24 protein-coding genes are annotated in these 23,178 nt (G+C 69.4%); 15 read left to right on the top strand and 9 right to left on the bottom strand.

Features of this window, described 5'->3' with window-relative positions; all coding sequences use genetic code 11:
- Positions 1–72 precede the first annotated feature (72 nt).
- The 5 genes from glyA to KQ304_RS08675 all read left to right on the top strand — a co-directional run bounded on the left by glyA (position 73) and on the right by KQ304_RS08675 (position 6,036).
- Positions 73–1,362, top strand: a complete 1,290-nt coding sequence (gene glyA / locus KQ304_RS08695; RefSeq protein ID WP_259736775.1) for a serine hydroxymethyltransferase — start codon at positions 73–75, stop codon at positions 1,360–1,362.
- A gap of 107 nt (positions 1,363–1,469) precedes the next feature.
- Positions 1,470–2,603: a glycosyltransferase family 4 protein gene (locus tag KQ304_RS08690; protein ID WP_259736774.1), complete on the top strand. Its 1,134-nt coding sequence runs from the start codon at positions 1,470–1,472 to the stop codon at positions 2,601–2,603.
- Positions 2,578–3,885, top strand: coding sequence for a competence/damage-inducible protein A (locus KQ304_RS08685; protein WP_399228898.1), 1,308 nt, complete (start codon positions 2,578–2,580; stop codon positions 3,883–3,885). The genes KQ304_RS08690 and KQ304_RS08685 overlap by 26 nt, the downstream gene beginning before the upstream one ends.
- Positions 3,886–3,912: 27 nt before the next feature.
- The gene (leuC, locus tag KQ304_RS08680; RefSeq protein ID WP_259736701.1) at positions 3,913–5,346 is read left to right on the top strand and encodes a 3-isopropylmalate dehydratase large subunit; all 1,434 of its coding nucleotides are present in this window, start codon (positions 3,913–3,915) and stop codon (positions 5,344–5,346) included.
- Between the two features lie 63 nt (positions 5,347–5,409).
- Entirely contained in the window at positions 5,410–6,036 is a 627-nt protein-coding gene (locus KQ304_RS08675) for a 3-isopropylmalate dehydratase small subunit 2 (RefSeq protein ID WP_259736700.1), read from the top strand.
- Between the two features lie 35 nt (positions 6,037–6,071).
- Here KQ304_RS08675 and KQ304_RS08670 read toward each other — a convergent pair whose 3' ends face one another.
- Both KQ304_RS08670 and KQ304_RS08665 read right to left on the bottom strand, forming a co-directional pair.
- Complete coding sequence (locus KQ304_RS08670; protein ID WP_259736699.1) at positions 6,072–9,251, bottom strand: DUF3769 domain-containing protein; 3,180 nt, start codon at positions 9,249–9,251, stop codon at positions 6,072–6,074.
- A 139-nt stretch (positions 9,252–9,390) separates the two neighbouring features.
- Positions 9,391–9,510, bottom strand: a complete 120-nt coding sequence (locus tag KQ304_RS08665) for a photosystem II reaction center protein I (RefSeq protein ID WP_006172424.1) — start codon at positions 9,508–9,510, stop codon at positions 9,391–9,393.
- A 101-nt stretch (positions 9,511–9,611) separates the two neighbouring features.
- Between KQ304_RS08665 and KQ304_RS08660 the strand changes: the two genes are divergently transcribed.
- A complete protein-coding gene (locus tag KQ304_RS08660) occupies positions 9,612–12,620 on the top strand; it encodes an alpha-mannosidase (protein ID WP_259736698.1) in 3,009 nt (1,002 codons plus the stop codon).
- Here the strand turns inward: KQ304_RS08660 and psbN are convergent.
- Entirely contained in the window at positions 12,589–12,729 is a 141-nt protein-coding gene (gene psbN / locus KQ304_RS08655; RefSeq protein WP_006172418.1) for a photosystem II reaction center protein PsbN, read from the bottom strand. The genes KQ304_RS08660 and psbN overlap by 32 nt on opposite strands.
- A 191-nt stretch (positions 12,730–12,920) precedes the next feature.
- Here psbN and psbH point away from each other — a divergent pair, with 191 nt between their 5' ends.
- The 4 genes from psbH to KQ304_RS08635 are packed head-to-tail and all read left to right on the top strand — an operon-like array spanning position 12,921 to position 14,511.
- Positions 12,921–13,121 carry a photosystem II reaction center phosphoprotein PsbH gene (psbH, locus tag KQ304_RS08650; RefSeq protein WP_259736697.1) on the top strand — a complete coding sequence of 67 codons (201 nt, stop codon included), beginning with the start codon at positions 12,921–12,923 and terminating at the stop codon, positions 13,119–13,121.
- Between the two features lie 51 nt (positions 13,122–13,172).
- Positions 13,173–13,541, top strand: coding sequence for a TatA/E family twin arginine-targeting protein translocase (locus tag KQ304_RS08645; RefSeq protein WP_259736696.1), 369 nt, complete (start codon positions 13,173–13,175; stop codon positions 13,539–13,541).
- A gap of 50 nt (positions 13,542–13,591) precedes the next feature.
- Positions 13,592–14,218: an aminoacyl-tRNA hydrolase gene (gene pth, locus KQ304_RS08640; protein WP_259736695.1), complete on the top strand. Its 627-nt coding sequence runs from the start codon at positions 13,592–13,594 to the stop codon at positions 14,216–14,218.
- A gap of 35 nt (positions 14,219–14,253) precedes the next feature.
- Positions 14,254–14,511 carry a DUF3146 family protein gene (locus KQ304_RS08635; protein ID WP_006172412.1) on the top strand — a complete coding sequence of 86 codons (258 nt, stop codon included), beginning with the start codon at positions 14,254–14,256 and terminating at the stop codon, positions 14,509–14,511.
- A gap of 7 nt (positions 14,512–14,518) precedes the next feature.
- On the opposite strand, the gene KQ304_RS08630 is transcribed toward KQ304_RS08635, so the two are convergent.
- Genes KQ304_RS08630 through ntcA form a run of 3 tightly spaced genes read right to left on the bottom strand, consistent with a single transcriptional unit; the run spans position 14,519 to position 17,001 of the window.
- Positions 14,519–14,968: a resolvase gene (locus KQ304_RS08630; RefSeq protein ID WP_259736694.1), complete on the bottom strand. Its 450-nt coding sequence runs from the start codon at positions 14,966–14,968 to the stop codon at positions 14,519–14,521.
- Positions 14,965–16,227, bottom strand: a complete 1,263-nt coding sequence (locus KQ304_RS08625) for a DUF3084 domain-containing protein (RefSeq protein ID WP_259736693.1) — start codon at positions 16,225–16,227, stop codon at positions 14,965–14,967. The genes KQ304_RS08630 and KQ304_RS08625 overlap by 4 nt, the downstream gene beginning before the upstream one ends.
- Positions 16,228–16,272: 45 nt before the next feature.
- The gene (gene ntcA, locus KQ304_RS08620; protein ID WP_259736692.1) at positions 16,273–17,001 is read right to left on the bottom strand and encodes a global nitrogen regulator NtcA; all 729 of its coding nucleotides are present in this window, start codon (positions 16,999–17,001) and stop codon (positions 16,273–16,275) included.
- Between the two features lie 207 nt (positions 17,002–17,208).
- On the opposite strand from ntcA, the gene KQ304_RS08615 reads away from it, so the two are divergent.
- Together KQ304_RS08615 and dcd are read left to right on the top strand one after the other, a co-directional pair.
- Positions 17,209–17,802, top strand: a complete 594-nt coding sequence (locus KQ304_RS08615) for a cob(I)yrinic acid a,c-diamide adenosyltransferase (RefSeq protein WP_259736691.1) — start codon at positions 17,209–17,211, stop codon at positions 17,800–17,802.
- Positions 17,796–18,389 (top strand): dCTP deaminase, encoded by a 594-nt coding sequence (gene dcd / locus KQ304_RS08610; RefSeq protein WP_259736690.1) that lies wholly within the window; start codon positions 17,796–17,798, stop codon positions 18,387–18,389. Before KQ304_RS08615 ends, dcd begins: the two co-directional genes overlap by 7 nt.
- A 37-nt stretch (positions 18,390–18,426) precedes the next feature.
- Here the strand turns inward: dcd and thyX are convergent, their stop codons facing one another.
- Together thyX and KQ304_RS08600 are read right to left on the bottom strand one after the other, a co-directional pair.
- Positions 18,427–19,149: an FAD-dependent thymidylate synthase gene (gene thyX, locus KQ304_RS08605; RefSeq protein WP_259736689.1), complete on the bottom strand. Its 723-nt coding sequence runs from the start codon at positions 19,147–19,149 to the stop codon at positions 18,427–18,429.
- Positions 19,150–19,213: 64 nt separating this feature from the next.
- The gene (locus KQ304_RS08600) at positions 19,214–19,792 is read right to left on the bottom strand and encodes a thioredoxin domain-containing protein (RefSeq protein ID WP_259736688.1); all 579 of its coding nucleotides are present in this window, start codon (positions 19,790–19,792) and stop codon (positions 19,214–19,216) included.
- Between the two features lie 91 nt (positions 19,793–19,883).
- Here KQ304_RS08600 and KQ304_RS08595 point away from each other — a divergent pair, with 91 nt between their 5' ends.
- Positions 19,884–20,297 carry an NIL domain-containing protein gene (locus KQ304_RS08595; protein WP_259736687.1) on the top strand — a complete coding sequence of 138 codons (414 nt, stop codon included), beginning with the start codon at positions 19,884–19,886 and terminating at the stop codon, positions 20,295–20,297.
- Positions 20,294–20,821, top strand: a complete 528-nt coding sequence (locus KQ304_RS08590) for a hypothetical protein (RefSeq protein WP_259736686.1) — start codon at positions 20,294–20,296, stop codon at positions 20,819–20,821. The genes KQ304_RS08595 and KQ304_RS08590 overlap by 4 nt, the downstream gene beginning before the upstream one ends.
- A 27-nt stretch (positions 20,822–20,848) precedes the next feature.
- Here the strand turns inward: KQ304_RS08590 and KQ304_RS08585 are convergent, their stop codons facing one another.
- Positions 20,849–22,861: a lytic transglycosylase domain-containing protein gene (locus KQ304_RS08585; protein WP_259736685.1), complete on the bottom strand. Its 2,013-nt coding sequence runs from the start codon at positions 22,859–22,861 to the stop codon at positions 20,849–20,851.
- A 64-nt stretch (positions 22,862–22,925) separates the two neighbouring features.
- On the opposite strand from KQ304_RS08585, the gene KQ304_RS08580 reads away from it, so the two are divergent.
- Positions 22,926–23,138 carry a hypothetical protein gene (locus tag KQ304_RS08580; RefSeq protein WP_259736684.1) on the top strand — a complete coding sequence of 71 codons (213 nt, stop codon included), beginning with the start codon at positions 22,926–22,928 and terminating at the stop codon, positions 23,136–23,138.
- The last annotated feature ends 40 nt before the right edge of the window (positions 23,139–23,178 follow it).

Raw genomic sequence — 23,178 nt, 5'->3', positions numbered from 1 at the left:
CTGGCCGTGGGTCCAGCTGAAGCGCCGGCATGATTTCTTACGATGCGGGTCTCGCGCCTTGCCCTCGATTCCATGGTGGATGCCACCGGTACGCCCCTGAACCAGTCCCTGGCGGCCGGGGACCCCGCCATCGCCGCCCTGATCGGCCGTGAGCTGGAGCGTCAGCAGAGCCACCTGGAGCTGATCGCCAGCGAAAACTTCACCTCCAGGGCGGTGATGGAGGCCCAGGGTTCGGTGCTCACCAACAAGTACGCCGAAGGTCTGCCCCACAAGCGCTATTACGGCGGCTGTGAGCACGTCGATGCGATCGAGGAGCTGGCGATCGCCCGGGCCCGCCAGCTGTTCGGGGCCGCCTGGGCGAACGTGCAGCCCCACAGCGGTGCCCAGGCCAACTTCGCCGTGTTTCTGGCCCTGCTCCAGCCCGGCGACACGATCCTGGGCATGGACCTCTCCCATGGGGGTCACCTCACCCATGGCTCGCCGGTGAATGTCTCGGGCAAGTGGTTCAAGGCCGTCCATTACGGCGTCGATCCCGACACCCAGCAGCTCGACTACGACGCCATCCGGGCCCTGGCCGAGCAGCACCGCCCCCGGATGATCATCTGCGGTTACTCCGCTTACCCCCGCACGATCGATTTTGCGGCCTTCCGCTCCATCGCTGATTCCGTCGATGCCTTCCTGCTGGCCGACATGGCCCACATCGCCGGCCTGGTGGCCGCAGGGGCCCATCCCAGTCCCGTCCCCCATTGCCATGTGGTCACCACCACCACCCACAAGACCCTGCGGGGCCCCCGCGGCGGGCTGATCCTCTGCAATGACGCCGAGTTCGGCAAGCGTTTCGACAAGGCTGTCTTCCCCGGCAGCCAGGGCGGCCCCCTGGAGCATGTGGTGGCCGCCAAGGCCGTGGCCTTCGGTGAGGCCCTGCAGCCCTCCTTCCGCCTCTACAGCCAGCAGGTGATCCGCAATGCCCAGGCCCTGGCCACCCGGATCCAGGAGCGGGGCATCGCCGTGGTGTCAGGTGGCACCGACAACCACCTGGTGCTGCTTGACCTGCGCTCTGTCGGTCTCACCGGCAAGGTGGCCGACCTGCTGGTCAGCGAGGTGAACATCACGGCGAACAAGAACACCGTGCCGTTTGATCCGGAATCGCCCTTTGTCACCAGCGGCCTGCGCCTGGGTACCGCCGCCCTCACCACCCGCGGCTTCGATGCCGACGACTTCGTCGAGGTGGCCGATGTGATCGCCGACCGACTGCTCCATCCCGAGGACAGCGTGATCGAGCTGCGCTGCCGCGAGCGCGTGCGGGCCCTCTGCGACCGCCATCCGCTCTACGGACCGAGTCGGATCCCCCAGCCGGCCTGACCCTCACTGCCTAAGCTTTGGCCTCGATCTGGTCCCTGCATGGCTGTCTCCGCGACGTTGCCACCAGCGTTGCCATTCCCTGGTGACCTGAGCACCGCCCCTTGCTCGTGAGCATGGCCGCCACTCCGCTCACCTCGGCCCTCATCACCTTGGTGATCGCGGCCCTGCTCACGGCTCTGATCGTGCCGCTGGTGCGCAGGGTGGGGCTGCATTACGGCCTCTTCGATCCCCCGGATTCGCGCAAGCAGCACGATGTGCCGATGGTGCGGCTGGGGGGCATCGGCATGGTGGCCGGCTTCTCCCTGGCCCTGGCCTTCACCTGGGCCCGGGGGGGCTTCGGCACCCTGGCGCCGGATCGGGACCAGCTGATCTGGACCACCCTGGCCGGTGCGCTCTGCTATTTCGTGATCGGCTTGGCCGACGACCTGTTTGCCCTGCCGCCTCTGCCCCGCCTGGCCGGCCAGGTGGCTGTGGCGGTGGTGGTCTGGAGTGAAGGAGTGCGCATCGGAGCGATCGATCTGCCCCTGGGATGGTTCGGTCTGCCGTCGCTGGCCTTTCCCCTGCCCGACAGCCTCAGCCTGCTGGCCACGGTGATCTGGCTGGTGGGCATCACCAACGCCATCAACTGGATCGATGGCCTCGACGGCCTGGCGGCCGGTGTGGGTGGCATCGCCGCGGTGGGTCTGCTTTCGGTGAGCTTCAGCCTCCAGCAGAGCGCCGCCGGCCTGCTGGCCGCCGCCCTGGCCGGTGCCTGCCTCGGCTTCCTTCGCCACAACTTCAACCCCGCCCGCATCTTCATGGGCGACGGCGGCTCCTATTTCCTCGGTTTTGCCCTGGCGGCCATCAGCATCGTCGGCCCGGCCAAGGGGCTCACCACCGTCAGCCTGCTGTTCCCGCTGCTGATCCTCTCGCTGCCCCTGGCCGACATGTCAGCGGTGATCATGGGCCGACTCAGCGAGGGGCACTCGCCTTTTTATCCCGATCGGCGCCATCTGCATCACCGGCTGCTGCGGGCCGGGTTCAGCCATCGCCGCACGGTGCTGCTGATCTATGCCTTCACCCAGTGGCTGGCAGCTCTGGCGCTGGTGGCGGCCAATGTGGAGCTGCGCTTCCTCTGGCTGGCCCTGGCCACGGCCGTGCTGATCGGCGCGGTGATGGGATCCCGTCGCCAGCGCAGGCTGCTGGGCGATTCCGCCTCCAACACCATCCCCTGTGATGCCGAGTGTGACCCGAAGCCCTGAGAGCGGCGGCTGCGAGATTCTCTGCATCGGCACCGAGCTGCTGCTGGGCAACATCCTCAACAGCAATGCCCGCTGGCTGGGGGAGCAGCTGGCGGGCCTGGGGCTGCCCCACTACCGCCAGTCGGTGGTGGGGGACAACCGTGAGCGACTGATCGCCATGGTGCGGGAGGCCTCCAGCCGCTGCCGGGTGCTGATCTGCACCGGTGGGCTCGGACCCACCCCCGACGACCTCACCACCGAGGCCCTGGCCGCCGCCTTCACCACTCCGCTTCAGGAGTGCCCTGAGGTGTGGAGCGACATCCAGGCCAAGTTCGCGGCCCTGGGCCGCACCCCTTCGCCAAGCAACCGCAAGCAGGCTCTGCTGCCTGTCGGAGCGGCCGTGCTGGCCAACCCGCTGGGCACGGCTCCCGGAATGATCTGGACCCCCAAGCCGGGTTTCAGCCTGCTCACCTTCCCCGGAGTGCCCTCCGAGTTGCGGGCGATGTGGGCCGCCACGGCGGCCCCCTGGCTGCGGGGGCAGGGCCTGGCCGAGGGGGTGTTCCTCAGTCGGATCCTGCGCTTCTGGGGGGCGGGGGAATCGCGCCTGGCGGAGCAGGTGGCCGACCTGCTGGAGCTGGCCAATCCCACCGTGGCCCCCTATGCCGGCACCGGTGAGGTGAAGCTGCGGATCACGGCCCAGGGCCCCACACTCCTTCAGGCCGAGGAGCTCCTGGCCCCGCTGGAGGCTGAGCTGCGCCAGCGGCTGGGGGCCTGGTTCTACGGAGTCGACGACGACAGCCAGGCGTCCTGTTGCCTGGAGCTGCTGCGGCGGCGGCGGGAGACCCTGGCGGTGGCGGAATCCTGCACCGGTGGTGGGCTGGGTGCGGCCCTGGCGGCGGTGCCCGGATCTTCCGAGGCTTTCCTCGGCGGTGTGATCGCCTATGCCAATTCCGTCAAGCAGGGGCTGCTGGGGGTGCCTGCCGCCACGCTTGAGGCCCATGGAGCGGTGAGTGACCCGGTGGCGATCGCCATGGCCGAAGGGGCGCGGCGGGTCACCGGCAGCACCTGGGCCCTGGCCCTCACGGGCGTCGCCGGCCCGGGCGGTGGCAGCGCCGAAAAGCCTGTGGGGCTCGTGCATATCGCCCTGGCTGGGCCCCAGGGCAGCACCAGTGAGGGGGTGCGTTTCGGCGCTGGCCGCAGCCGCGACTGGATCCAGGCGGTCAGCGCCGGTGAGGCCCTCAACCGCCTGCGGCTGCGTCTGCTTGCCCAGACCCAGAGCGAAGGCCAGGCCCCCCCGACCTAGGCTGGCCTGTCTTGACTCGGGGGCACGGTGAGCGCCGGCACGCTGTACGACAAGGTCTGGGACCGGCACCGCGTGGCCGAGCTGCCGGGCGGCTCCACCCAGCTGTTCATCGGCCTGCACCTGATCCACGAGGTGACCAGCCCTCAGGCTTTCGCGGCCCTGCGCGATCTGGGCCTGGGGGTGCGCCACCCCGAGCGCACCGTGGCCACGGTGGATCACATCGTGCCCACCACCTCCCAGGCGCGGCCCTTCGCCGATCCCCTGGCCGAGGAGATGCTCGCCACCCTGGAGCGCAACTGCGCCGAGCACGCCATCACCCTGCACGGCCTCGGCAGTGGTCGTCAGGGCATCGTCCACGTGATCGCCCCGGAACTGGGCCTCACCCAGCCCGGTATGACCGTCGCCTGCGGCGACTCGCACACCTCCACCCACGGGGCCTTCGGCGCGATCGCCTTCGGCATCGGCACCAGCCAGGTGCGGGATGTGCTCGCCAGCCAGAGCCTGGCGATGAACAAGCTCAAGGTGCGGCGGATCCTGGTGGAGGGTCGCCTGCAGCCGGGCGTGTTCGCCAAGGATCTGGTGCTGCACATCATCCGCAGCCTGGGGGTGAAGGGCGGTGTGGGCTACGCCTATGAATTCGCTGGATCCTGCATCGAGGCCCTCTCGATGGAGGAGCGCATGACCCTGTGCAACATGGCCATTGAAGGGGGCGCCCGCTGTGGCTATGTCAACCCCGATGCCACCACCTTCGCTTACATCCAGGGCAGGCCTTTCGCGCCCGAGGGCGAGGCCTGGGATCGGGCCGTGGCCTGGTGGAGCAGCCTGGCCAGCGGGGCTGACGCCGTATTCGACGACGAGGTGGTCTTTGAGGCCGGCACGATTGCCCCCACCGTCACCTGGGGCATCACCCCGGGTCAGGGCATCGGCGTCGATGAGTCGGTGCCCAGCCTGGCCGATACCCCGGTGGATGAGCGTCCGCTGGCGGAGGAGGCCTACCGCTACATGGACCTCCAGCCCGGCATGCCGATCGCTGGAGTTCCGGTCGATGTCTGCTTCATCGGCAGCTGCACCAACGGTCGCCTCAGTGATCTGCAGGCGGCGGCGGCCGTGGCCCGGGGCCGTCAGGTGGCCCCGGGCCTCAAGGCCTTTGTGGTGCCGGGCTCGGAGCAGGTGGCGGCCGCCGCCGAGGCCGAGGGCCTCGATGCCGTGTTCACGGCGGCCGGCTTCGAGTGGCGCGAGCCGGGTTGCTCGATGTGCCTGGCGATGAATCCCGACCGCCTCGAAGGTCGCCAGATCAGCGCCAGCTCCAGCAACCGCAACTTCAAGGGCCGCCAGGGTTCCGCCTCCGGCCGCACCCTGCTGATGAGCCCCGCCATGGTGGCCGCCGCCGCCGTCACCGGCCGGGTGAGCGATGTGCGCGAGCTGCTGGCCCTCGTGCCGCTGCAGGTGCCGGTGGGCTGAGCGCCGCCGCCGGTCTCCGCCTCGATCCGCCCCCTTGCCCCGTTCCGTGCCCCGCCTCCTGCCATGAGCAGCTCCCTGCCCCCCCGGCCCTTCCCGGCCGGCCCGATCGCCAGCATCACCGGCACCGCTGTGGTGGTGCGCGGCGATGACATCGACACCGACCGGATCATCCCGGCCCGTTTTCTCAAGTGCGTCAGCTTCGAGGGCCTGGCTGAAGGGGCCTTTGCCGATGACCGCACCGAGCTGGCCGGGGCCCATCCCTTCGACCGGGCGGAGCACCAGGGGGCCTCGCTGCTGCTGGTCAACCGCAACTTCGGCTGTGGCTCCAGCCGCGAACATGCTCCCCAGGCGTTGATGCGCTGGGGCATCCGGGCTCTGGTGGGCGAAAGCTTCGCCGAGATTTTCTATGGCAACTGCCTCGCCCTGGGCCTGCCCTGCCTGACGGCCGGTCACGACACCATGCGCGCCCTGCAGGAGGCGGCCCTGGCCGCCCCCACCGAGCCCCTCAGCTTGACCCTGGCCGAGGCCAGCCTCGAGGGCTACGGCCAGCGCTGGCCTCTGGAACTTCCCGCCGGGCCGCTGCAGATGCTGACCACGGGCCAGTGGGATGCCACCGGCCAGCTGCTCTCCCACCACGCCGAACTCAGCCGCACCCTGGCGGCCCTGCCCTACGCCAACGGCTTTCACTGAGCGAGCTGGTCAGCGGTGCCCAGGCCTGAGGTTGATCAGAACAGGGTCTGACGCGGCCCGCCAACCGCATCAAACTCGGGCCGGTAGGGAGCGAACGGTACTCCCGTTCCCTTGAAGCTGAAGTCGTTGAGGCGGATCCGCACTCCGCCGATGCCCTCAAAGGGGCTGTAGAACACGCTGAAGGCATAGGCACGGCGCTGCCAGCGCAGCTCCACGTAGGACCCGGTCAATTCGCCGTAATTCGGCGAGGAGGGATCCACATTGAGGCCGATCCCTCCGTTGAACAGCAGCGGTCCGGCGATCTGCTGGGTGAGGCCGATCCCCACCGTGCCCAGATCCACCGCTGCATCGAAGCCGAAGGGGCTGAGGCCATCGCGCAGGGTGATGCCGCCGGTGATCGTGAGCTGGGTGAAATCAAAGAAGCGCTTGTTGAAGTGCCCCAGGGTGAGGGTGGGACCACCGGAGATTGAGAAGGTGTTCTGGTAGGTGCCATCGCCGAAATAGGCCAGATTGCCGGTCAGATTCGTGTTCAGGGCCAGGCCGGGCACGATCGGTTCGGGCGAGTAGCGCAGGGCGCCATCGGGTGTGGAGGGCAGGGCCCTTCCCCGCCAGAGCTGCAGGCTGCTGTTCAGCGAGGCCACCGCGTTGGCCCGCCAGAGCTGGGCGAGATTCCTGGATTCCTCTCCGCTGCTGAGGAATTCATTGCTCTGGTAGTTGCCTACACCCACCCGCCAGAAGTAGCGGTTGCTGAGCCTGCCCCACTTCGGCAGGGTCTCTTTTTGCTCCAGGGAGACGCCATAAGCCGAATAGATGTCCTGCTCGCCCAGGGATCCATTCCAGATCCTGAAGCGATAGGCCCCGAAGAGCCGGGCCGTGGTGGCGCCCACCAGGGGAAGGTTGATGTTGCGATTCATCTGGCCCCAGCTGCGGGTGCCATTGGCGAGGTTCTCGGGATTGAAGGTGGAGATATCCAGGTTCAAGCTGGTGTTGAAACCCAGCAACGGTGTTTCCAGCCGCGCCTCCAGGCCGAAGAGATCGCCCAGGGTGTTGTCCTGGCTGACCGAGGGACCGCCGGCCTGGCCGCCGGGGATGGGATAGCTGTCGGTGGTGCCTTGGTAGGCACGCTCCAGCATGAACTGCGGCTCCAGTTCGAGGATCCCCTTCTGACCGATCCGGATCGGTCGCAGGCGCCGGCCCACGTAGAAGCCGTCGCGGTCCTCCTGATCCACTCCCAGCACCCAGCGGTTCTCCACCTCCTGCTGCTTGCTGATGCGAGTGCTGGAGGTCACCGGAATGGGGAGACGGTCTTCCAGGATCAGTCGGTTGCGCTTGGAGGTGATCAGCAGATCACCGTTGTCGTCCTGCTTGACCACCACCTGATCCGCGTCCATCCACGACTGCGAGGGTGTGAAGGGATCGTTGCTGAAGCTGGCGCGGTCGCTGCGCCAGCCGTCGGCGGTGAGCACGATCCTTGCCGCCTGATAGCGCAGATGGGTGAGGGTGCCCTGCACGGCCTGGCGATTGTTCTCCGAACGCAATCGCCGCACCTGCGGTGGCAGCGACGGTCCGAAGTCGCTGTCCTGGTCGGTGGCCACATCATTGCTGGTTCCAGTTCCCCGGCGGCGCTCGATCTGCAGCCCTTCCCGCTGCTGCACATCGGAGATGCGTTGCTCGATGGCTGCAGCGGCGGCGGCCCGCTGGCGCTCCTGCTCGCGCATGGCGCGGAACGAGGTCGGGCGATCAGCCGCTGCCGTCGTGGCCGCAGGGAGGGATGGGGGCTCTGCTGCCGGCAGCGGGGCCTCGCCACCCATGGCTGTCTGCTCGAGAGCTTCGGGCAGAGAGCGGGGGCGCTCCGGAGGCTCGGCGCCACGGTTGGGGCAGCCCTTGGCAGGGCGCAGCGTGGCCTGGGGATCCTCCTGAGGCGGTGGATCTCCACCGAAGTGATAGCGCAGGCCCAGCAGGTAGGCGTTACTGCCCTCTCTGACGCCGTTGTAGGTGCCGAAGGCGCCGGAGCGGTGATGAATCCTGCCCACCATCGACCACTGGGGTGAGAGAGATCCCTCGATCTCGAAGCCCAGGTAATTGAGGAGGCGGGCCGACCTCTCCCGATAGGTGTCCTCGTAGTTGCTGAGGTTGGTGTTGAGGCTCACCCCCTGCACGAAACCCAGGCTCAACCAGGGTTGCAGCCAGGCCCTCAGCCCGATGCCACCGGTGAATTCGCCGAAGGTCTGGGCGGACGTGGAGAGGTTGGCCACTTCGGAGGAGGAGAAGGGGCCGGTGAAACGCCCACCCCGCTGGGCGGAGGCCCAGTGGCCGAGGGCATTGAAATCGAGTTCAAGGGCGAAGGGGCCGGCCTTGATCAGTCGCTTCTGCAGGCCAACGCCCAGCACCCGCTCCGGTCGGAAGACACCCTGACCGAAGAAGGTCTCGCCGAAATCGGAGTGGAACATCTGCCCGCCCCAGAGGGTGGCGCTCCAGGGGTGCGGGTGCCAGTCGGGAATTTCGGGCAGCACCGTGGGGCAGGCGATCGGCTCGGGTTTGGGGAGCGGTAGGGAGGCCGGCTGCTCCACATCGAGATCCTCCAGGCTGGTCTCGAGGTCGAGAACGCCGTAGACGTCCTCCATCTCCCCTTCTCCTTCGATCAGGCCGTAGCGCAGCAGGCTGCCCTGCACGTACTGCCGGCCACGCCAGAAACGCACGCTGCCCGTGGCGTAGAGGGTTCGGGTGGTGGTGTCGTATTCGAGGCGATCGGCCATCAACCGGCCGCCGGCCAGCACGGCCTTGACATTGCCGCTGGCCACGAAGCGGTTGATCACCACGTCGAACCCCTGCTGATCGGCGCTGATCTTCAGCTCCTTGGGCGGGATCGTTGAAGGAGTGCCTGCAGGAACGGCTTCACGGGCCCCTGCGGGACCCGGCGGCTGGCCCCCAGCCGGTTCAACCCCAGGCAACGCAGGGCCAGGGGCTTCGGCCGGACTGGCGATCGGCGCAGACGGTTGCTGCGTGGCAGCGGCTGGGCTGGTGGTGGCCGCTTCGCTGCGAGCCGGTGCAGCGGAGGCCGGACCTGCTCCCTCTGCGGGCTGGGTGGGCTGTGCCTCAGGTGCTGAGGGCTCACTGTCGCTGAGATCAGCTTCAGCCTGGCGCGCCGGCGGCGACTCGGAGCCCAGGTCCTGAGCCCGGCTCAGCGCCGGTGTTGCCAGGGTTGCCGCGCCCACAAGCCCGATGGTCCACCGGATAAGCCTTGCTGGGGGCACCACATCTCCAGGACCGCGGCCGATCCTGCCATGCCCCTGTAGCTGCAGCTGCTCGGCTCAGGTGGGTTAGTGCACTGACCCCACCGTGAGCGGACGAGATTCAGTCTTCGAGGTCCTTGCGGCTGGGGGTGCGGCTGGGATCGCTGGCCAGGAAGCCGAAGACGAAGATGCCGATGAAAAAGAAAACGACCGAGTAAACGGAGATCTTGAGGGCGAGCATGGTTCCGTCCGGCGGGTGACAGGGAGTGACAGGCGCCAGGTTGGGTCAGAACGACCCCGCGGCAGCCGCATCATCCTATGGGTCACTGATGGCCGGGATCGATGACGCAGGCCCTGGACCCCCAGCTTCCCCCTGAGATTGAAACGTTTCGATCACGTTCGAAACTTGACCTGCTCTCCGCCTGGCAGCGGCAGGGAGCTGATGGCTGCTGGCAGGGAGCCCTGGCCGACCCCTGGGCCCGACTTCATCGTCCCGACTGGCACGCCCGCGGGCTGATCGCCTGGCCGCGGGGTGGGCAGACCCGGCGGCTGGTGCAGGAGCTAAGCTGCCCCCCCAGCTGGCGCGGGCGGGCTCCAGCGCTGGCCCGCCTGGCCCTGCGCTGGTGGGCTGACGCCGCCGAACTCCGGGTCGACGGCCGCACCGTTCACCGCGGTGATCTCTTTGACAGCTCCTGCCGCTGGGCCCTGCCGCAGCGCTGGTGGGAGGGGGCACCCCTGCGCCTGGAGCTGGAGTTGCGCAGCCCCCTCCACGACGACGGCGCCCTGATGCTCAGCCGGATCGAGGCGGAGCCCCTGGATCCGGCTGACCCGGACGGTCTGCTGGTGGCCACGCGGCTGGAGCTGGAGCAGCTGCGCCAGGCCGCGCCTGCTGGACCGCTCGGCTCCTTCCATCTGCTCGGCCACGCCCACCTCGACCTGGCCTGGCTCTGGCCGGTGGCCGACACCTGGCAGGCCGCTGAGCGCACGTTCCGCTCGGCCCTCGATCTGATCGAGCAGCACCGGGATCTTCATTTCGGCCACTCCACGCCGGCGCTCTACGCCTGGCTGGAGCGTCACCGGCCTGAACTGTTCGAGCGGATCCGTGCCGCCATGCGCGCCGGCCGCTGGGAGCCGATCAATGGCCCCTGGGTGGAGAGCGATTGCGTGCTGCTCGATTCGGCCTCGCTGCTGAGGCAGTTCCAGGAGGGTCAGGCCTACAGCCGCCGGACCTTCCCCGAGTGGGAGCACCAGCTGGCCTGGCTGCCCGACAGCTTCGGCTTCGCCGCCGGCCTGCCGGCGGTGGCGGCGGCCACCGGTGTGCGCTGGTTCTGCACCCACAAGCTGGCCTGGAACGCCACGAACCCTTTTCCCCACAGGCTCTTCCGCTGGCGCAGCCGCTGTGGCGCCGAGGTGCTGGCCCTGATGAGTGCCCCGATCGGCACCGATGGCGATCCCCTGGCGATGGAGCGCTACCGCCTGGAGTGGCAGGCGGCCACGGGCGACGCCGAGGCCCTGTGGCTGCCGGGGGTGGGGGACCACGGTGGCGGGCCGACCCGCGAAATGCTGGAACAGCTGGACCTCTGGCGTGACGACGTGGCCACGGCGCCCCAGCGGCACGGCAGCCTGCGCGACTACCTGCAGCGGCTGGAGCCCCTGGGCGCCCAGCTGCCCGTCTGGCGTGATGAGCTCTACCTGGAGCTGCACCGGGGCTGCGCCACCAGCCGCCCCGACCAGAAGCGCCACAACCGCAGCCTGGAGCGGCTGCTGCGCGAGGCTGACCTCGCCGCTGTCCTGCTCGGGGAGCCCGCTGATCCTGCGGATCCGAATGGCTGGCGAGAGCTGCTGTTCCAGCAATTTCACGACATCCTGCCGGGCACCTCCATCCCGGAGGTGTTCGAGCAGGCTGAACCCCAGTGGCGGGCAGCGCGCCGCCAGGCCTCCCGCCGCCGTGACCGGGCGCTGCGGGCCTGGCTGGAGCCCGCTGGGGCCAAGGCCCAGGAGCAGGGCTCTGAGGTTGAGCCGGGAGGCGAGGCGGAACCGTGGTGGTGGGTTCAGCTGCAGCCCCTGCCGCCGGCCCCCCTCACCCTGCGCCTGCCGTCGGGCCACTGGACCCTGGGGGGGCAACCCCTGCCCTCGCAGCCCGCCCCAGCGGGCGGCCACTGGCTGCAGTTGCCCTCTCCCGGCGGTGTGGCGGCCCTCCAGCTCAGCCGTCAGCGTCAGCGGCCTGGGGCACTGCCGCCCCTGGCCGCTGACGCTGAGGCCTCGATCGCCCATCCGGTGCGGCTGGAGAGCCTTGGGGCCGGTGGGCGCTGGCGGCTGGGCAATGGCCTGCTCTGGGCCCAGCTCGGTCCCCTCGGCCTTGAGCAGCTCTGGGGCGCCGACCACAGTCCCCAGCTGGCCAAGCCGCTGCAGTGGCGGCGCTGGATCGATCGCGGTGAATTCTGGGATGCCTGGGATCTGGCCGCCGACTACCGCCAGCACCCCCTGCCTCTGGACTGGGAGCCGGGCCCGGTGCTGGCAGAAGTGGGTCCGCTCTGCAGCCGCCTGGTCTGGCGCGGCCGCTGCGGCGTCAGCGCCCTGCGCCTCGACCTGCAGCTGCGGGCCGGTTGCCCCTGGCTGGAGCTCAACCTGCGGGTCGACTGGCGCCAGCGCCATGAACTGCTGCGCCTGGAGCTGCCGCTGCAGCACCAGGCCGTGCGCTGGGCGGCCGACACCAGTGCGGGCGTGATCGAGCGGGTCGCAGCGGCCGCCACGGCACGGGAAGCCAGCCGCTGGGAGGTGCCGGCCATCAGCTGGCTGGCGAGCCAGGCCCCAGGCGGCGGCCTGGCGGTGCTGCTCGATGGGCCCCAGGGAGTGTCCGGCAGCCCTGAGGCCCTCGGTGTTTCGCTGCTGCGCGGGCCCACCTGGCCCGACCCCGGCGCCGATAACGGGCCCCAGCGCCTGCGTCTGGCTCTGATGCCCTGTGCCCAGGGCTGGCGCCAGGCCGGCGTGACGGTGGCGGCGCGGCGCTTCCGCGAACCCTGCTGGCTGCGGCCGGCCAAGGGTTGGACCGCAGCCGTGCCGGGATCAGCGCTGCAGCTGGGTCACCCCGACCTGCGCCTGATCAGCTGCATCAGCGAAGGTCAGGGCCTGGCCCGGCTGACCGTGCAGAACCTCTCCCCCTGTCGCCGCTGGCTGGAGCTGGCGGGCGGGTGGGAGCCGCTGGAGCGCATTGACGGGCTGGGAGAGGCGACCACAGTTCCACCGGAAGCGGCGGCCGCCAGCCCTGGCGGCCCAACGCTCACCTGGGTGGCGCCCTGGCAACTGGCCAGCTGGCGGATCAGTCGTCGTGGTCGTCGAAGGGATCCGTGAGCTGTTTGGAGGGGGGACCGAAGGCGGTGTAAACGCCGAACCCGGTAAGGGCGAGGAGTGCCACCAGAACGGTGATTGCCACGGAGATGGCTGGGGAGGTTTCGCTCAAGGGTGGTGCTGGTGGAGGACAGGTCCGGCTCAACCCGGGGTGCGGCGAGGCGGCGTTGGGGCGGCGCTGGCGGCAGGCGGAGCCCCGAGGGGCCGCCGGTCCGTCACAACTCTCGACGAGGGCTGCGCCTGCCGCCGCTCGACCCTTACAGTAACGGGCTCAACCCTTGTGCCAGAGAGGACACCACAGCCATGGCCCAACGCACCCCCCTGGGAAACCTGCTGCGTCCCCTGAACTCGGAGTACGGCAAGGTCGTGCCCGGCTGGGGCACCACACCGGTCATGGGCGTCTTCATGGCGTTGTTCCTGGTCTTCCTGCTGGTGATCCTGCAGCTCTACAACCGTTCCCTGCTCCTCGACGGCATCACCGTCAACTGGAACGGCATGGGCTGATCGCCGGGATCGCCCCCTCGCCGCTGAACCTCACCTGAGACCCCTCCTTCCATGAACTTCTTCGGGATCGGTCTTCCGGAGATGGCGGTGATCGCCGCCATCGGCCTCTTGGTGTTCGGGCCCAAGCGTTTGCCTGAGCTGGGCCGCACGCTGGGCCGCACCCTCAAAGGATTCCAGTCGGCATCCAAGGAGTTCGAGCAGGAGTTTCGCAACGCTGTCGACACCGAAACCGTGTCCGCCAGCAGCCTCGGCGCAGAGCCCATCGCGGCTGAAACCCTGGCTCCTGCGGCCGCAGAACCGTTGGCTGCTGCTGCAGAACCCCTTGCTGCAGAACCTCCTGTTGCAGCGCCGGCGACTGAGCCTGCCGCTGGTTCTGATGCCGGCCAACCAGAGCCCAGCGCCTCCTCTCCCACCAGCTGAGCGTTGTTGCCGCCCTTCAAGGCCTGCCTCCTCCTTGGCGGGCGCCCGTGATGAGCTCCTCCGCTGCACCCTTGCCTGACCTGCAGCTGCTGGTCGGGCTCGGTAATCCCGGCGAGAAGTACGCCCAGACCCGCCACAACGTGGGTTTCATGGCTCTCGATCAGCTCGCCCGGCGTGAGGGGGCCTCCTTTCGGGCCAACGGCAAGCTGCAGGGAAGCCTCGCTGACCTGGGCCAGGGCTCCACTCGCCTGCGGCTGCTGAAGCCCAGCACCTTCATGAATGACAGCGGTCGCTCGATCCGGGCCACGCTCGACTGGTTCGGACTGCGCCCCGACCAGATGCTGGTGCTGGTGGATGACATGGACCTGCCCCTGGGGCGCCTGCGCCTGCGCCGCTCCGGCAGCGCCGGCGGCCATAACGGCCTGCGCAGTGCCATCAGCCACCTGGGCAGCCAGGATTTTGCCCGCCTGCGCATTGGCATCGGCGCCCCGGCCCTGGACCCAGCCCTGCGCAAAGCCCGTACGATCTCCCATGTGCTGGGCCGCTTCGAGGTCGACGAACTGCCCCTGCTGCAGCAGGTGCTGATCGAGGTGCTCGATGGTGTCAGCTTCATCGGCCGCTGGGGTTATGAACGGGCTGGCACGCGCCTGAACAGTTTTCAGCCCACCTCTGTCTGACGCTGGAATCGCCCCGACGCCCCGTGAGCTGACCCTTGAGCCGCCTGCCCGCCACCACCGCCCAGCTGCGGGTGCTGCATCAGAGCTTCAGTCATCAGCTGCTGGAGGGGGAGGTGGCCGCCGGCGGTTTCCACTGGACCTTCCGCTGGGCCTTTGGCCGGGGCGAGCTGACGGTGGAGCCCTCCCTGGGCCGTGCCCTGATTCAGGACGCCCTGCTGCGCTTTCTGCTCCAGGTGGACTATCAGCTGGAGCCCGGCGGCGACTATGCCTTCACCGTGCGGGCCAAGTTCTAGGGCTGCTTCAGCGCGTTTCTCTCGCCAGGGCCAGGGGGTGGCCCAGCAGCCGCTCCAGCAGCAGCTGGGCCACCACGTCATCCCAGTCACGGGGCGGCTGGCGCAGACCGTGCGGCAACAGCCGGCGCCAGCCACGGGCAGGGTGAAGCTGCCAGAAACGCTCCCTGGCGGCCAGGGTTGAGCCACGCTCCTCCACCAGCAGCACCGGCACCAGCGGCTGCAGCCGCTGGTGCCAGAGGGCGCTGCCGGTGCCATTGCCGAGGATGACCGCCGCCACGTCGCCCTGCCGCAGCCAGCCCTCCAGCCGGTCCCAGGCCTGCTCAGGAGGGATCACCAGGGAGTCGAGCAGCTGCTGCCGCTCTCGGTCGGTGCGCACCAGCCCACATTTGCTGCGCCCCGGGTCGAGGCCGGCCAGGGCGCCCTGGCGCGGCAGATCCGGCGCGCTGAGGTGGGTCATGGCCGCCCCGGACCCTGCCGCTCCAGCCCTGGCTCGCTGGCCCCCCCAGCCAGGCGCAGTTCCAGCACCAGCGGGTCGGGGGTTTCGGCATCGCGCACTGCCACGGCCTCAAGGGTGACGGTCTGGCCGAGGGGGCGCTCGCTCAGTTCCCGTCCCAGCCGGTTGAAGGTGGCCACATCGAACTGGACACCATCGGCGATCGAGCCCTGGCGCTGGGCCTTGGCGAAGGAGGCCGCCAACAGCAGGTTGAGACGGTTGCGCACCTGCTCGCTGGAGCGTTCATTGCCCTCCAGCACCGTGGAGGCCATCAGATCACCCCGGCGCAGCACCTGGCGGTTGGGTCTGAGGTCAGGGAAGCCCAGCACCTGGTCCTCACCGCGGAGCACATTGGCGGCCGAGAGGATGCTCACCACCCAGGGCCCACCGCGGGAGAGGCGCGCTTCAAGGGTGGCGATGTCCTGGCGAGGCACCAGCAGGATCTGGCGGTTGGGGGCCTCTGCGGGCAGCACCCGCTGAAAGGCATTGAGATTGGCCTGACGCAGCAGCGCCACGACTGCCGCGCTGGCCTCGCTGGCGTTGCGGGGGTTCACCTTGGCGCTGGCGAGGGGTTGTCCGCTGCTGATCACCACATCGCCGCGGCGCAGGGCGATCAGTTTCTCCTCCAGTCCCTTGAGCTCGGTTTCGCCGGCTGTGATCAGGCCACGCACCCGGGCCAGCTCCGCCTCGGTTGTGCGGATGTCCTGGTCCCTGGCGCGGATGTCCTGATTGAGGCGATCGCGCTGGCCCAGCAACTGCTGTCGTTGGGCCAGCAGTTGCTGCCGCTGGGCCTGCAGGGGCTTGAGTTCGCCGCGCAACTGACGCGCCTGGATCTCGGCGGCGGTGAGCTGACGGCGGGTCTGCTCCCGGTCGCGACGGGCCTGCTGCAGGGCTGTCTCCACCCGCGCCTGCTCCTGGCGGCTGCGGCGCAGGTTCTTCTCACTGCGGCGCAGCGTGTTGCGGCTCTCCAGCAATCTGGCCTCGAGGGCGTCGAGCTCAAACAGCCCAACGCGCAGGCGTTCGCTCACCGCCAGCATCAGCCCGAGCGAGACGGCACTGATCAGGCTGCCCGTGAGCACGGTGATCAAGACGGCCGTCTTGCGTGGCCGCAGGTTGAACAGGCTGAGCCTGGCCTTGCCCACCCGGCTGCCGAGCCGGTCCCCCAGCGTGGCCAGCACCCCTCCCAGGGCCAGGAGGGCCAGAATCAGCAGCCAGCCGGACACAGCGCTGTGCGTGAAGGTCCAGTATCAGTCGCGGCCGCTACCGGTTCAGCTGAAGCGCTTGGCCAGGGCGACCGGATCGAAGACCGTGATCTTCTTGCGGTCGATCTGCACCAGACCGGCCTGGCGCAGATCGCCCAGCAGGCGCGTGATCGTCACCCGGGTGGAGCCGATCGCTTCGGCGATCGCCTGATGGGAGAGGCGCAGATCGATGGTGATGCCTTCGCTGCCGGGCACGCCGAAATCACGGCAAAGCACCAGCAGAAAACTCACCAGCCGCGACGACATGTCCCGGTGGGTGAGGGTTTCGATCATGGTTTCGGTCTGCAGGATGCGCGAGGAGAGACCCTGCAGCAGCAGCAGCCCCACAGCGGAGTCCTGCTCGATGGCCCGGCGCACCGAACCCGCCGGTGCCGCCACCAGCTCCACCCGGGTGAAGGCCACCGCGTGATAGAAGCGGTCCGAGCGCTGGCCGGTGAGCAGCGAGAGCACCCCGAACAGACTGTTTTCCCGTAGCAGGGCCACGGTGATCTCTTCGCCTGATTCGTACACGCGCGAGAGGCGCACGGCCCCGCGGCGCAGCAAATAGACCCGCTCGGCCGGATCGCCGGGGAAAAAGATGGTCTTGCCCCGCTCCACCGTTTCGATCACGCAGCCACTGAGGCCACGCATCACATCCAGCAGCGTGCTCGCTCCGTTGGCGGCCGCGGCGAGGCCAACGGGGGCCGGTGTTGATGGGCCGCCGGTGCGACTGAATCCGCGCATCGCGCCAACCATGTTTCGGCGGAGCAGGTGTGAGATGGACCGTAAGGATCGCCCATGGCGCGCCATGTAGTGACGGACACCAATGAATCGCATCCATCCAGGCCCGGCCCAGCTTTGCTCCGGGCTGCAGTACAGGTGTTCGCGCTAGGGATGGTGGCTGAACCTTGCTGGCGGTCCGTACACCGCTACATTCAGGTTCGCGCTTTCCTTGGGGTGTTGATGACGACCAGCCTGCGCAACGCCTCCACCGAGTCGCGCCATCCCCTGCGCGCCGTGGGCCCATCCCGGCCCGTGCCGCCGCGGCCCCGGCCGGCGCCCGCCAGGCCCGAAGGTCTGCTGCAGGTGCACACGGCTCCCTTCCGCGGCAGTTTCGGTGGGGTGTTCAGCCAGGCCCTGCGCAGCGCCGGGCTGGGCAGCCGCGTGTTGATCAGCCAGTTTCTCAAGGGCGGGGTGGAGCAGGGGCCCGAGCACAGCCTCAGGCTCTGCGGCCGGCTGCAGTGGCTGCGCCCTGCCGTGGCCTCCTGCCTCACCCGGCCAGCTGGCCAGGAGCCTGAGCCGGTGCGCGCCGCTGTGCAGGAGGTGTGGGCCTTCAGCCGTCAACAGCTGCTGGGGGCTGCGGTGGAGCTGATGGTGCTCGATGAGCTGGGGCTGGCGATCGAGCTGGGTTTCCTCGCTCCCCAGGAGGTGATCAGCACCCTGGAGCAGCGGCCCGCCCATCTCGATGTGATCCTCACGGGCCCGTCCATTCCCCTGGAGCTGCTGGCCATGGCGGATCAGGTCACCCAGCTGCGGCGCGGAGGTGCCCCGTGCTGAAGAACGACCGCTGGATCAACGCCCTGGCCGCCGATGGGATGATCCAGCCCTTCCAGCCCACCCTGGTGCGGCATCTGGAGCCGGAGACCGCCTCCCGGCCGGTGCTGAGCTTCGGCTGCTCCTCCTACGGCTACGACCTGCGCCTCTCGCCGCGGGAATTCCTGATCTTCCGCCACGTGCCCGGCACGGTGATGAACCCGAAGCGGTTCAATCCAGACAACCTCGAGCCTGCCCCCCTCCATCACGACGACGATGGTGAGTACTTCATCCTGCCGGCCCATTCCTATGGTCTGGGAGTGGCCCTTGAGAAGCTGAAGGTCCCGCCCACGATCACCGTCATCTGTCTGGGCAAGAGCACCTACGCCCGGCTGGGCATCATCGTCAACACCACCCCGGCGGAGGCCGGCTGGGAGGGCCATCTCACCCTCGAGTTCAGCAATTCCTCCGGCGCCGACTGCCGGATCTATGCCAATGAAGGCATCACCCAGTTGCTGTTCTTCGAAGGCGATCCCTGTGACACCACCTATCAGGACCGCGCCGGCAAGTATCAGCATCAGCCGGAGCGGGTCACCCTGGCCAGGGTCTGAGCGGGCGGGGCCCGCAGGCCCGGCTGGGGGAGGCTGATCAGGGGGCCAGGCGTGCTTTGTGCAGGCGGGCGCGGCTGTACCAGGCCGCGATCTCCGGCGCCCAGGCCTCGAGGTGTGGCCACATCAGATCACAGAGCTGGCGGATCTCCAGCTGGGCGTCCAACTTGGCGCGCAGGTCGAGAAAGTGCAGAAACGCCCGCAGGCTGAAGCTCACCACAAAATGCTGGCGGTAGTCGAAGGGGAGGATGCCGCGGGCGTGTTCCTCGGCGAATCCGGCAGCCAGCAGGTCGCGGTAGCGCTCGGCGGCCCTGCGGCAGAGCTCCAGATCCAGGGCGCGCTGCGTCCCGTCGTAGCTGTACTTCTTGCCCTGGCGATCGCTGTAATCGCCGATCGGCCGGAGATAGAACACCTCTTCGAGATCAAGGCTCCCATCGGCGGCCTTGCAGATGCGATCGCCGGTGTAGCGCATGGATTGCACATCGAAACTCACCCCCACCCGGTGGGTGCGGGCCTGTTGCATCACGGAGTGGGGAAACCAGCCCACGTTGAGCACGATCTGGGCATGTTCCAGCGGGCCGTAGTGGCCGCGTTCACCGGAGAGCAGTCGCTTGACACACACCTCACCCGCCGTGCGTTCATCGGGCCACCCGCTGCGGTCAGCCGCCACGAACCCCTCGCTGTAGTCCTGGTGCATGGCGGCATAGACGCACTGCTGGGGGTTGGGGGTGGCGGCGATCAGCTCGACCCGGAAACGGTCCATGGCTCAGCAGGGCGGATAGGGGAAGGATGGCGCTGAAGGGCGGCGCTGAAGGGTGGCGGCGGAATCAGCCGTGGCTGCGGGGGCCGGCCTGGGCTGCTGCGGCCTGGTCTGAGCCCTGGGCCTCGCCGCCGCTGAGGGGCGAGAGGTTGCCGACGCCAGCCAGCAGCGGCAGGGGCGTTGCCTCGATCAACGCGGTCATGATCGAGGCCAGCTCAGGGCGGCTGCGGGCCCCGAGGGAACGCCCGATCGAGCGGCCGCTGCGGTCGAAGAGCTCCAGCTGGGGAATCCCGTTCACCGCGTAGCGATCGATCTCCGGGCTCCAGCGTGGATTGTCCACATTCAGCAGCACCACGTTGAGCTCGCCGCGGTGCTCGTTCTCGAGGGCCGCCATCGCCGGCGCCATCGAACGGCAGGCTTCGCACCAGTCGGCGTAGAACTCCACGATCGTGGGTCGCCCGCTGGCCAGGGCCAGCGGCAGCTCCGGCGAACGCCGGGCCAGCTGCTCCATGGGAGCCTGGGGCTGCAGGCCCCCACGCAGGCCGAACAGCAGCAGCGCCAGGGCGGCGGCAATGGCCGCCAGCAGCATCCGCTCACGTCGCCCCAGGGGGGCACTGGCCTCAGCTGCGGGTTTGGGCAGGGTCATCGTGGCGGGCAGGGAACCTGGACCGCGGGCACTCTGGCAGCTTTGCCCGTTTGAAAAGGGTCGATAGCCTGGGATTCCCCTCCCGGTTGCGGTGAAGCGTCGCCTCACCATCCACTTCCCGCGTGAAACGGTGCATCACCCGATCACCTACCGGCTCGCCGTGGATTTCGACATCGCCGCCAAGATCCTGCGGGCCCAGATCGCTCCCAACCAGAGCGGCACCATGGTGGTGGAGCTCTCGGGCGACATCGATGAGCTCGATGCCGCCGAGCAGTGGCTGGAGGATCTGGGCCTGGGCCTGGATCGCGCCCCTGGTGAGATCCGCATCGACCGCGACCGTTGCGTCGACTGCGGCATCTGCTCCAGCGTCTGCCCCAGTGGTGCCCTGCGCAGCCTGCCGCCCACCTGGCGACTGGAGTTCAGGGCCCAGCACTGTCTGGTGTGCGAGCAGTGCATCCCCAGCTGTCCCGTGGACGCCATCGATCTGGTGCTGGAGGTCCGATGAGCGGTGTGATCAACGGCATCCTGCGCCTGGCGCTGCTGCCCCTGAGGGCGCCGTTTCTGCTGTTGCTGCTGCTGGTGAGCATCTATCTGGGCGTCCACTGGGTGGTGAATGCTCCAGTGCAGGGCCTGCTGCATTCGGAGCAGGATCCGGTCCACGGTCTGTATTGGACGGTGGAGTGCCTGCAGGCGGTGTTGGTGGTGGTGGTGGCTTCGGTGCCCGACCTGCTGTTGAGCCAGCTCTCGGCGCTGATGGCCGCCAGCCGGGTGATCACCCTGATCATCAGCCTGCTGCTGGTCACCATCGGCGGCCTCTACCTGCTGCACCTCAGCGCCCTGGCCGATGTGGTGATCCTGGCCACGGCCGTGCTGCTCGCCCGCCTGGATCTGATCCGCATCCGGGTGGTGCCGGCTCCCCTGCTCACGGCCCTCGCGCTTTCGGGCTACGTGATGATCGGGGTCTGGATCGGCCGGGAGCTGCAGCTGGGCGGGCTGCTGGGAGCGGTAGCGATCAAGGGCGTCAGCTGAGGCCCGAGGCCGCCCGACTGAGACCGATCAGCAGGCTCGTCTGGGCTTCTCCTGGTAGCCCCAGAGATTGCCCAGCACCTTCTTGACGTAGAGCCGGGTTTCCGGGAAGGGGATGGCCTCCACCCAGAGCTCCGGCTCGTTCTGGAGCCTGGCATCGCGCCAGCCGGCCACCGCCCCTGGACCGGCGTTGTAGCTGGCGACCGCCAGAAAGGGATTGCCCTGCCAGAGGCTGAGCAGCTGGTTGAGATACATCGCCCCCAGCTCGGCATTCAAGGCGGGCTCGCGCAGCTGATCGCCGCTGAGCGGCTCCCCGGCCAGCTCCGCCGCCGTTGCTGGCATCAGCTGCAGCAGGCCGATGGCGCCCGCCACCGATTCCACCCCGGGGGTGAAACGGGATTCCTGCCTGGCCACCGCCAGCAACAGGGTGGGATCCAGCCCATGGCGGGCCGCCGCCGCACTGAAGGCATCGCTGTGGCGCACGGGCAGCTGCGCCCGCTGCAGGGGCAGGGTGGTGGGGCAGTCGGCGCCGGCCCAGCGCAGACTCGCTTCATCCAGCTGGCCCAGGCCGGTCCAGTCGTCACCCACCCCCTGCCTCAGCCGCCCCTCCAGGGTCAGCTCCTCGGGGGAGCTGGGGCTAGCCGATGGGCGCTCCTGCCGCCAGTGCTCCCAGGCCTCCAGATTGAGGGCCAGACGCCAGAGCTGATCGAGGGCCGGCTGGCCGCTCTGCAGGGGCCGCCAGGGTTCGGCCGCCAGGGCTGTGGGGCCACTACTGGCCCTCAGCCGCAGCTCGGGGCGCTCGCCCAGCTGCACCCGGCTGCGCCAGGCGTAGTAACTCCAGGGCAAGCGCTGCAGCACCGCCTGCCAGCTGCGGCGGGCGGCGGGCTGCTCCCCCAGTTGTTGCTGGGCCATGCCCAGCCAGAACAGCTGGCGCACCGCCAGCACCGGCGGCAGGCTGTCGGGCGGGAGGGCCTGCAGCAGTGCCAGGGCCTCACCGGTCTGGCCCTTGAGCAGGGCGGCGCGGGCCAGGTCCCACTGCAGGTCCCAGCTGGCGGGATCTTCAGGCCAGCGCTGCAGCACCGGCCGCCAGTCGCCGCCGCCGTCCAGCGCCAGGCGGGCCTGAACCGGCGCGCTCAGGCGCAGGGGCTCCGGCAGCTGCTGCAACAGGGTCGGGGTGACCGTGGGGGCGGGGGTCTCGGCCAGCAGGCGCAGGGCTTCTGGGGCCTCCGGCGGCTGGTTCTGGTCCTGGCTCAGCGCCAGCAGGCGCAACACCCCAGCGCTGGCCTCGGCGGGGCCTCCCCGCAGCAGGGCGCGCGCGATCTCCAGCTCCTGGTCGGGCTCGGCCCGCTCTGAGCCGAGGCAGCTCAGGGCCCTGCGTCCATCCCCGAGTCGGGCCAGTCCTGCGGCCAGCGTGCTGCGCTGGGCGGCGTTCAGGGGCGTGACTGGCCGGGCACAGACCTGACGCAGGCGCGCGCCCGCCCCGGGCCAGCGCGGACCCCAGCGGGCGAGGTGAAGGGCCCCCTGCTGGCGCTGGTCGGCTCTGGGCCCCAGCTCCAGGGCGGCGGCCAGGGCGGCCGGGTGGGCTGGGAAACGGCGCAGCAGCTCCTGGCGCTGGCCCGGGTCCTCGCGGCCAAGGGAATAGAGCGCATCGGCGCTGGGGGGCGCCTGGGGGAATCGCCGCAGCAATTCCCTCCACTCCGATGCGGCCGAAACGCCCTGGGCTTCCAGAGCCAGGGCGTTTCGCTTCAGGGCCACAGCGGCCAGTGGGCCTGGTCCCCAGCCCTGCCCCTGCAGCAACTGGCGCTGGCGGGTGGGATCGTCGCTGCTGCTGGCGGGCAGCAGCAGCAGGCTGGCCTCCCGGCGCCGCTCGGGATCGGGATCCCAGCGGCGGATGCGCTCCAGGCTGAGGGCTGAGCTGTCGGGGGAGAGCAGGGGGCGCTGCAACAGCAGCAGACGCCCCAGCACCAGGACTGCGGCGGTGCCCGCCACGGTGAAGGCCAGGATCAGGGGCCTGCGGCGGCCAGCTGGAGAGGGGTTCGGCACAGGCAGGGCGGGGCAGGCCGCTGGGGCTTTGGCATTCTGGGGTTTGCCTCTTCCGCTCAGGCCTGTGCCTCTGCCCTGGCCCCGCTGGCCGGCCAAACCCCCCGGCGCCACAGGCCGCCGCCGGGCCCTGCTGGTGCTCGCGGTGGCGTTGGCGATCTACCTGCTGCGGCCGCTGATGCCCCTGCTCTGGTTGCCGGGATGGGTGGTGGGTGGCCTGTTGCTCTGGGCGGTGGTCGAGCTGCTGTGCTGGGCCTGGTGGCCGAGGCGCTGGCGCTGAGCTTGTGGCCGTGGCTGCCGATCGGCTTAGCCTGATTTCC

The sequence above is a fragment of the Synechococcus sp. CS-1329 genome, from assembly GCF_025128055.1.
Lineage (GTDB): Bacteria > Cyanobacteriota > Cyanobacteriia > PCC-6307 > Cyanobiaceae > Regnicoccus_A.
This window is presented reverse-complemented; position numbering and strand designations above follow the sequence as displayed.

What these genes read in the sequence shown, in the direction of transcription:
- glyA (WP_259736775.1), top strand. Translation starts at nt 73, where the DNA reads ATGGTGGATGCCACCGGTACGCCCCTGAACCAGTCCCTGGCGGCCGGG.
- KQ304_RS08685 (WP_399228898.1), top strand. Translation starts at nt 2,578, where the DNA reads ATGCCGAGTGTGACCCGAAGCCCTGAGAGCGGCGGCTGCGAGATTCTC.
- KQ304_RS08675 (WP_259736700.1), top strand. Translation starts at nt 5,410, where the DNA reads ATGAGCAGCTCCCTGCCCCCCCGGCCCTTCCCGGCCGGCCCGATCGCC.
- KQ304_RS08665 (WP_006172424.1), bottom strand. Translation starts at nt 9,510, where the DNA reads ATGCTCGCCCTCAAGATCTCCGTTTACTCGGTCGTTTTCTTTTTCATC.
- KQ304_RS08660 (WP_259736698.1), top strand. Translation starts at nt 9,612, where the DNA reads ATGACGCAGGCCCTGGACCCCCAGCTTCCCCCTGAGATTGAAACGTTT.
- psbH (WP_259736697.1), top strand. Translation starts at nt 12,921, where the DNA reads ATGGCCCAACGCACCCCCCTGGGAAACCTGCTGCGTCCCCTGAACTCG.
- KQ304_RS08645 (WP_259736696.1), top strand. Translation starts at nt 13,173, where the DNA reads ATGAACTTCTTCGGGATCGGTCTTCCGGAGATGGCGGTGATCGCCGCC.
- pth (WP_259736695.1), top strand. Translation starts at nt 13,592, where the DNA reads ATGAGCTCCTCCGCTGCACCCTTGCCTGACCTGCAGCTGCTGGTCGGG.
- KQ304_RS08630 (WP_259736694.1), bottom strand. Translation starts at nt 14,968, where the DNA reads ATGACCCACCTCAGCGCGCCGGATCTGCCGCGCCAGGGCGCCCTGGCC.
- ntcA (WP_259736692.1), bottom strand. Translation starts at nt 17,001, where the DNA reads ATGGTTGGCGCGATGCGCGGATTCAGTCGCACCGGCGGCCCATCAACA.
- KQ304_RS08615 (WP_259736691.1), top strand. Translation starts at nt 17,209, where the DNA reads ATGACGACCAGCCTGCGCAACGCCTCCACCGAGTCGCGCCATCCCCTG.
- thyX (WP_259736689.1), bottom strand. Translation starts at nt 19,149, where the DNA reads ATGGACCGTTTCCGGGTCGAGCTGATCGCCGCCACCCCCAACCCCCAG.
- KQ304_RS08600 (WP_259736688.1), bottom strand. Translation starts at nt 19,792, where the DNA reads ATGACCCTGCCCAAACCCGCAGCTGAGGCCAGTGCCCCCCTGGGGCGA.
- KQ304_RS08590 (WP_259736686.1), top strand. Translation starts at nt 20,294, where the DNA reads ATGAGCGGTGTGATCAACGGCATCCTGCGCCTGGCGCTGCTGCCCCTG.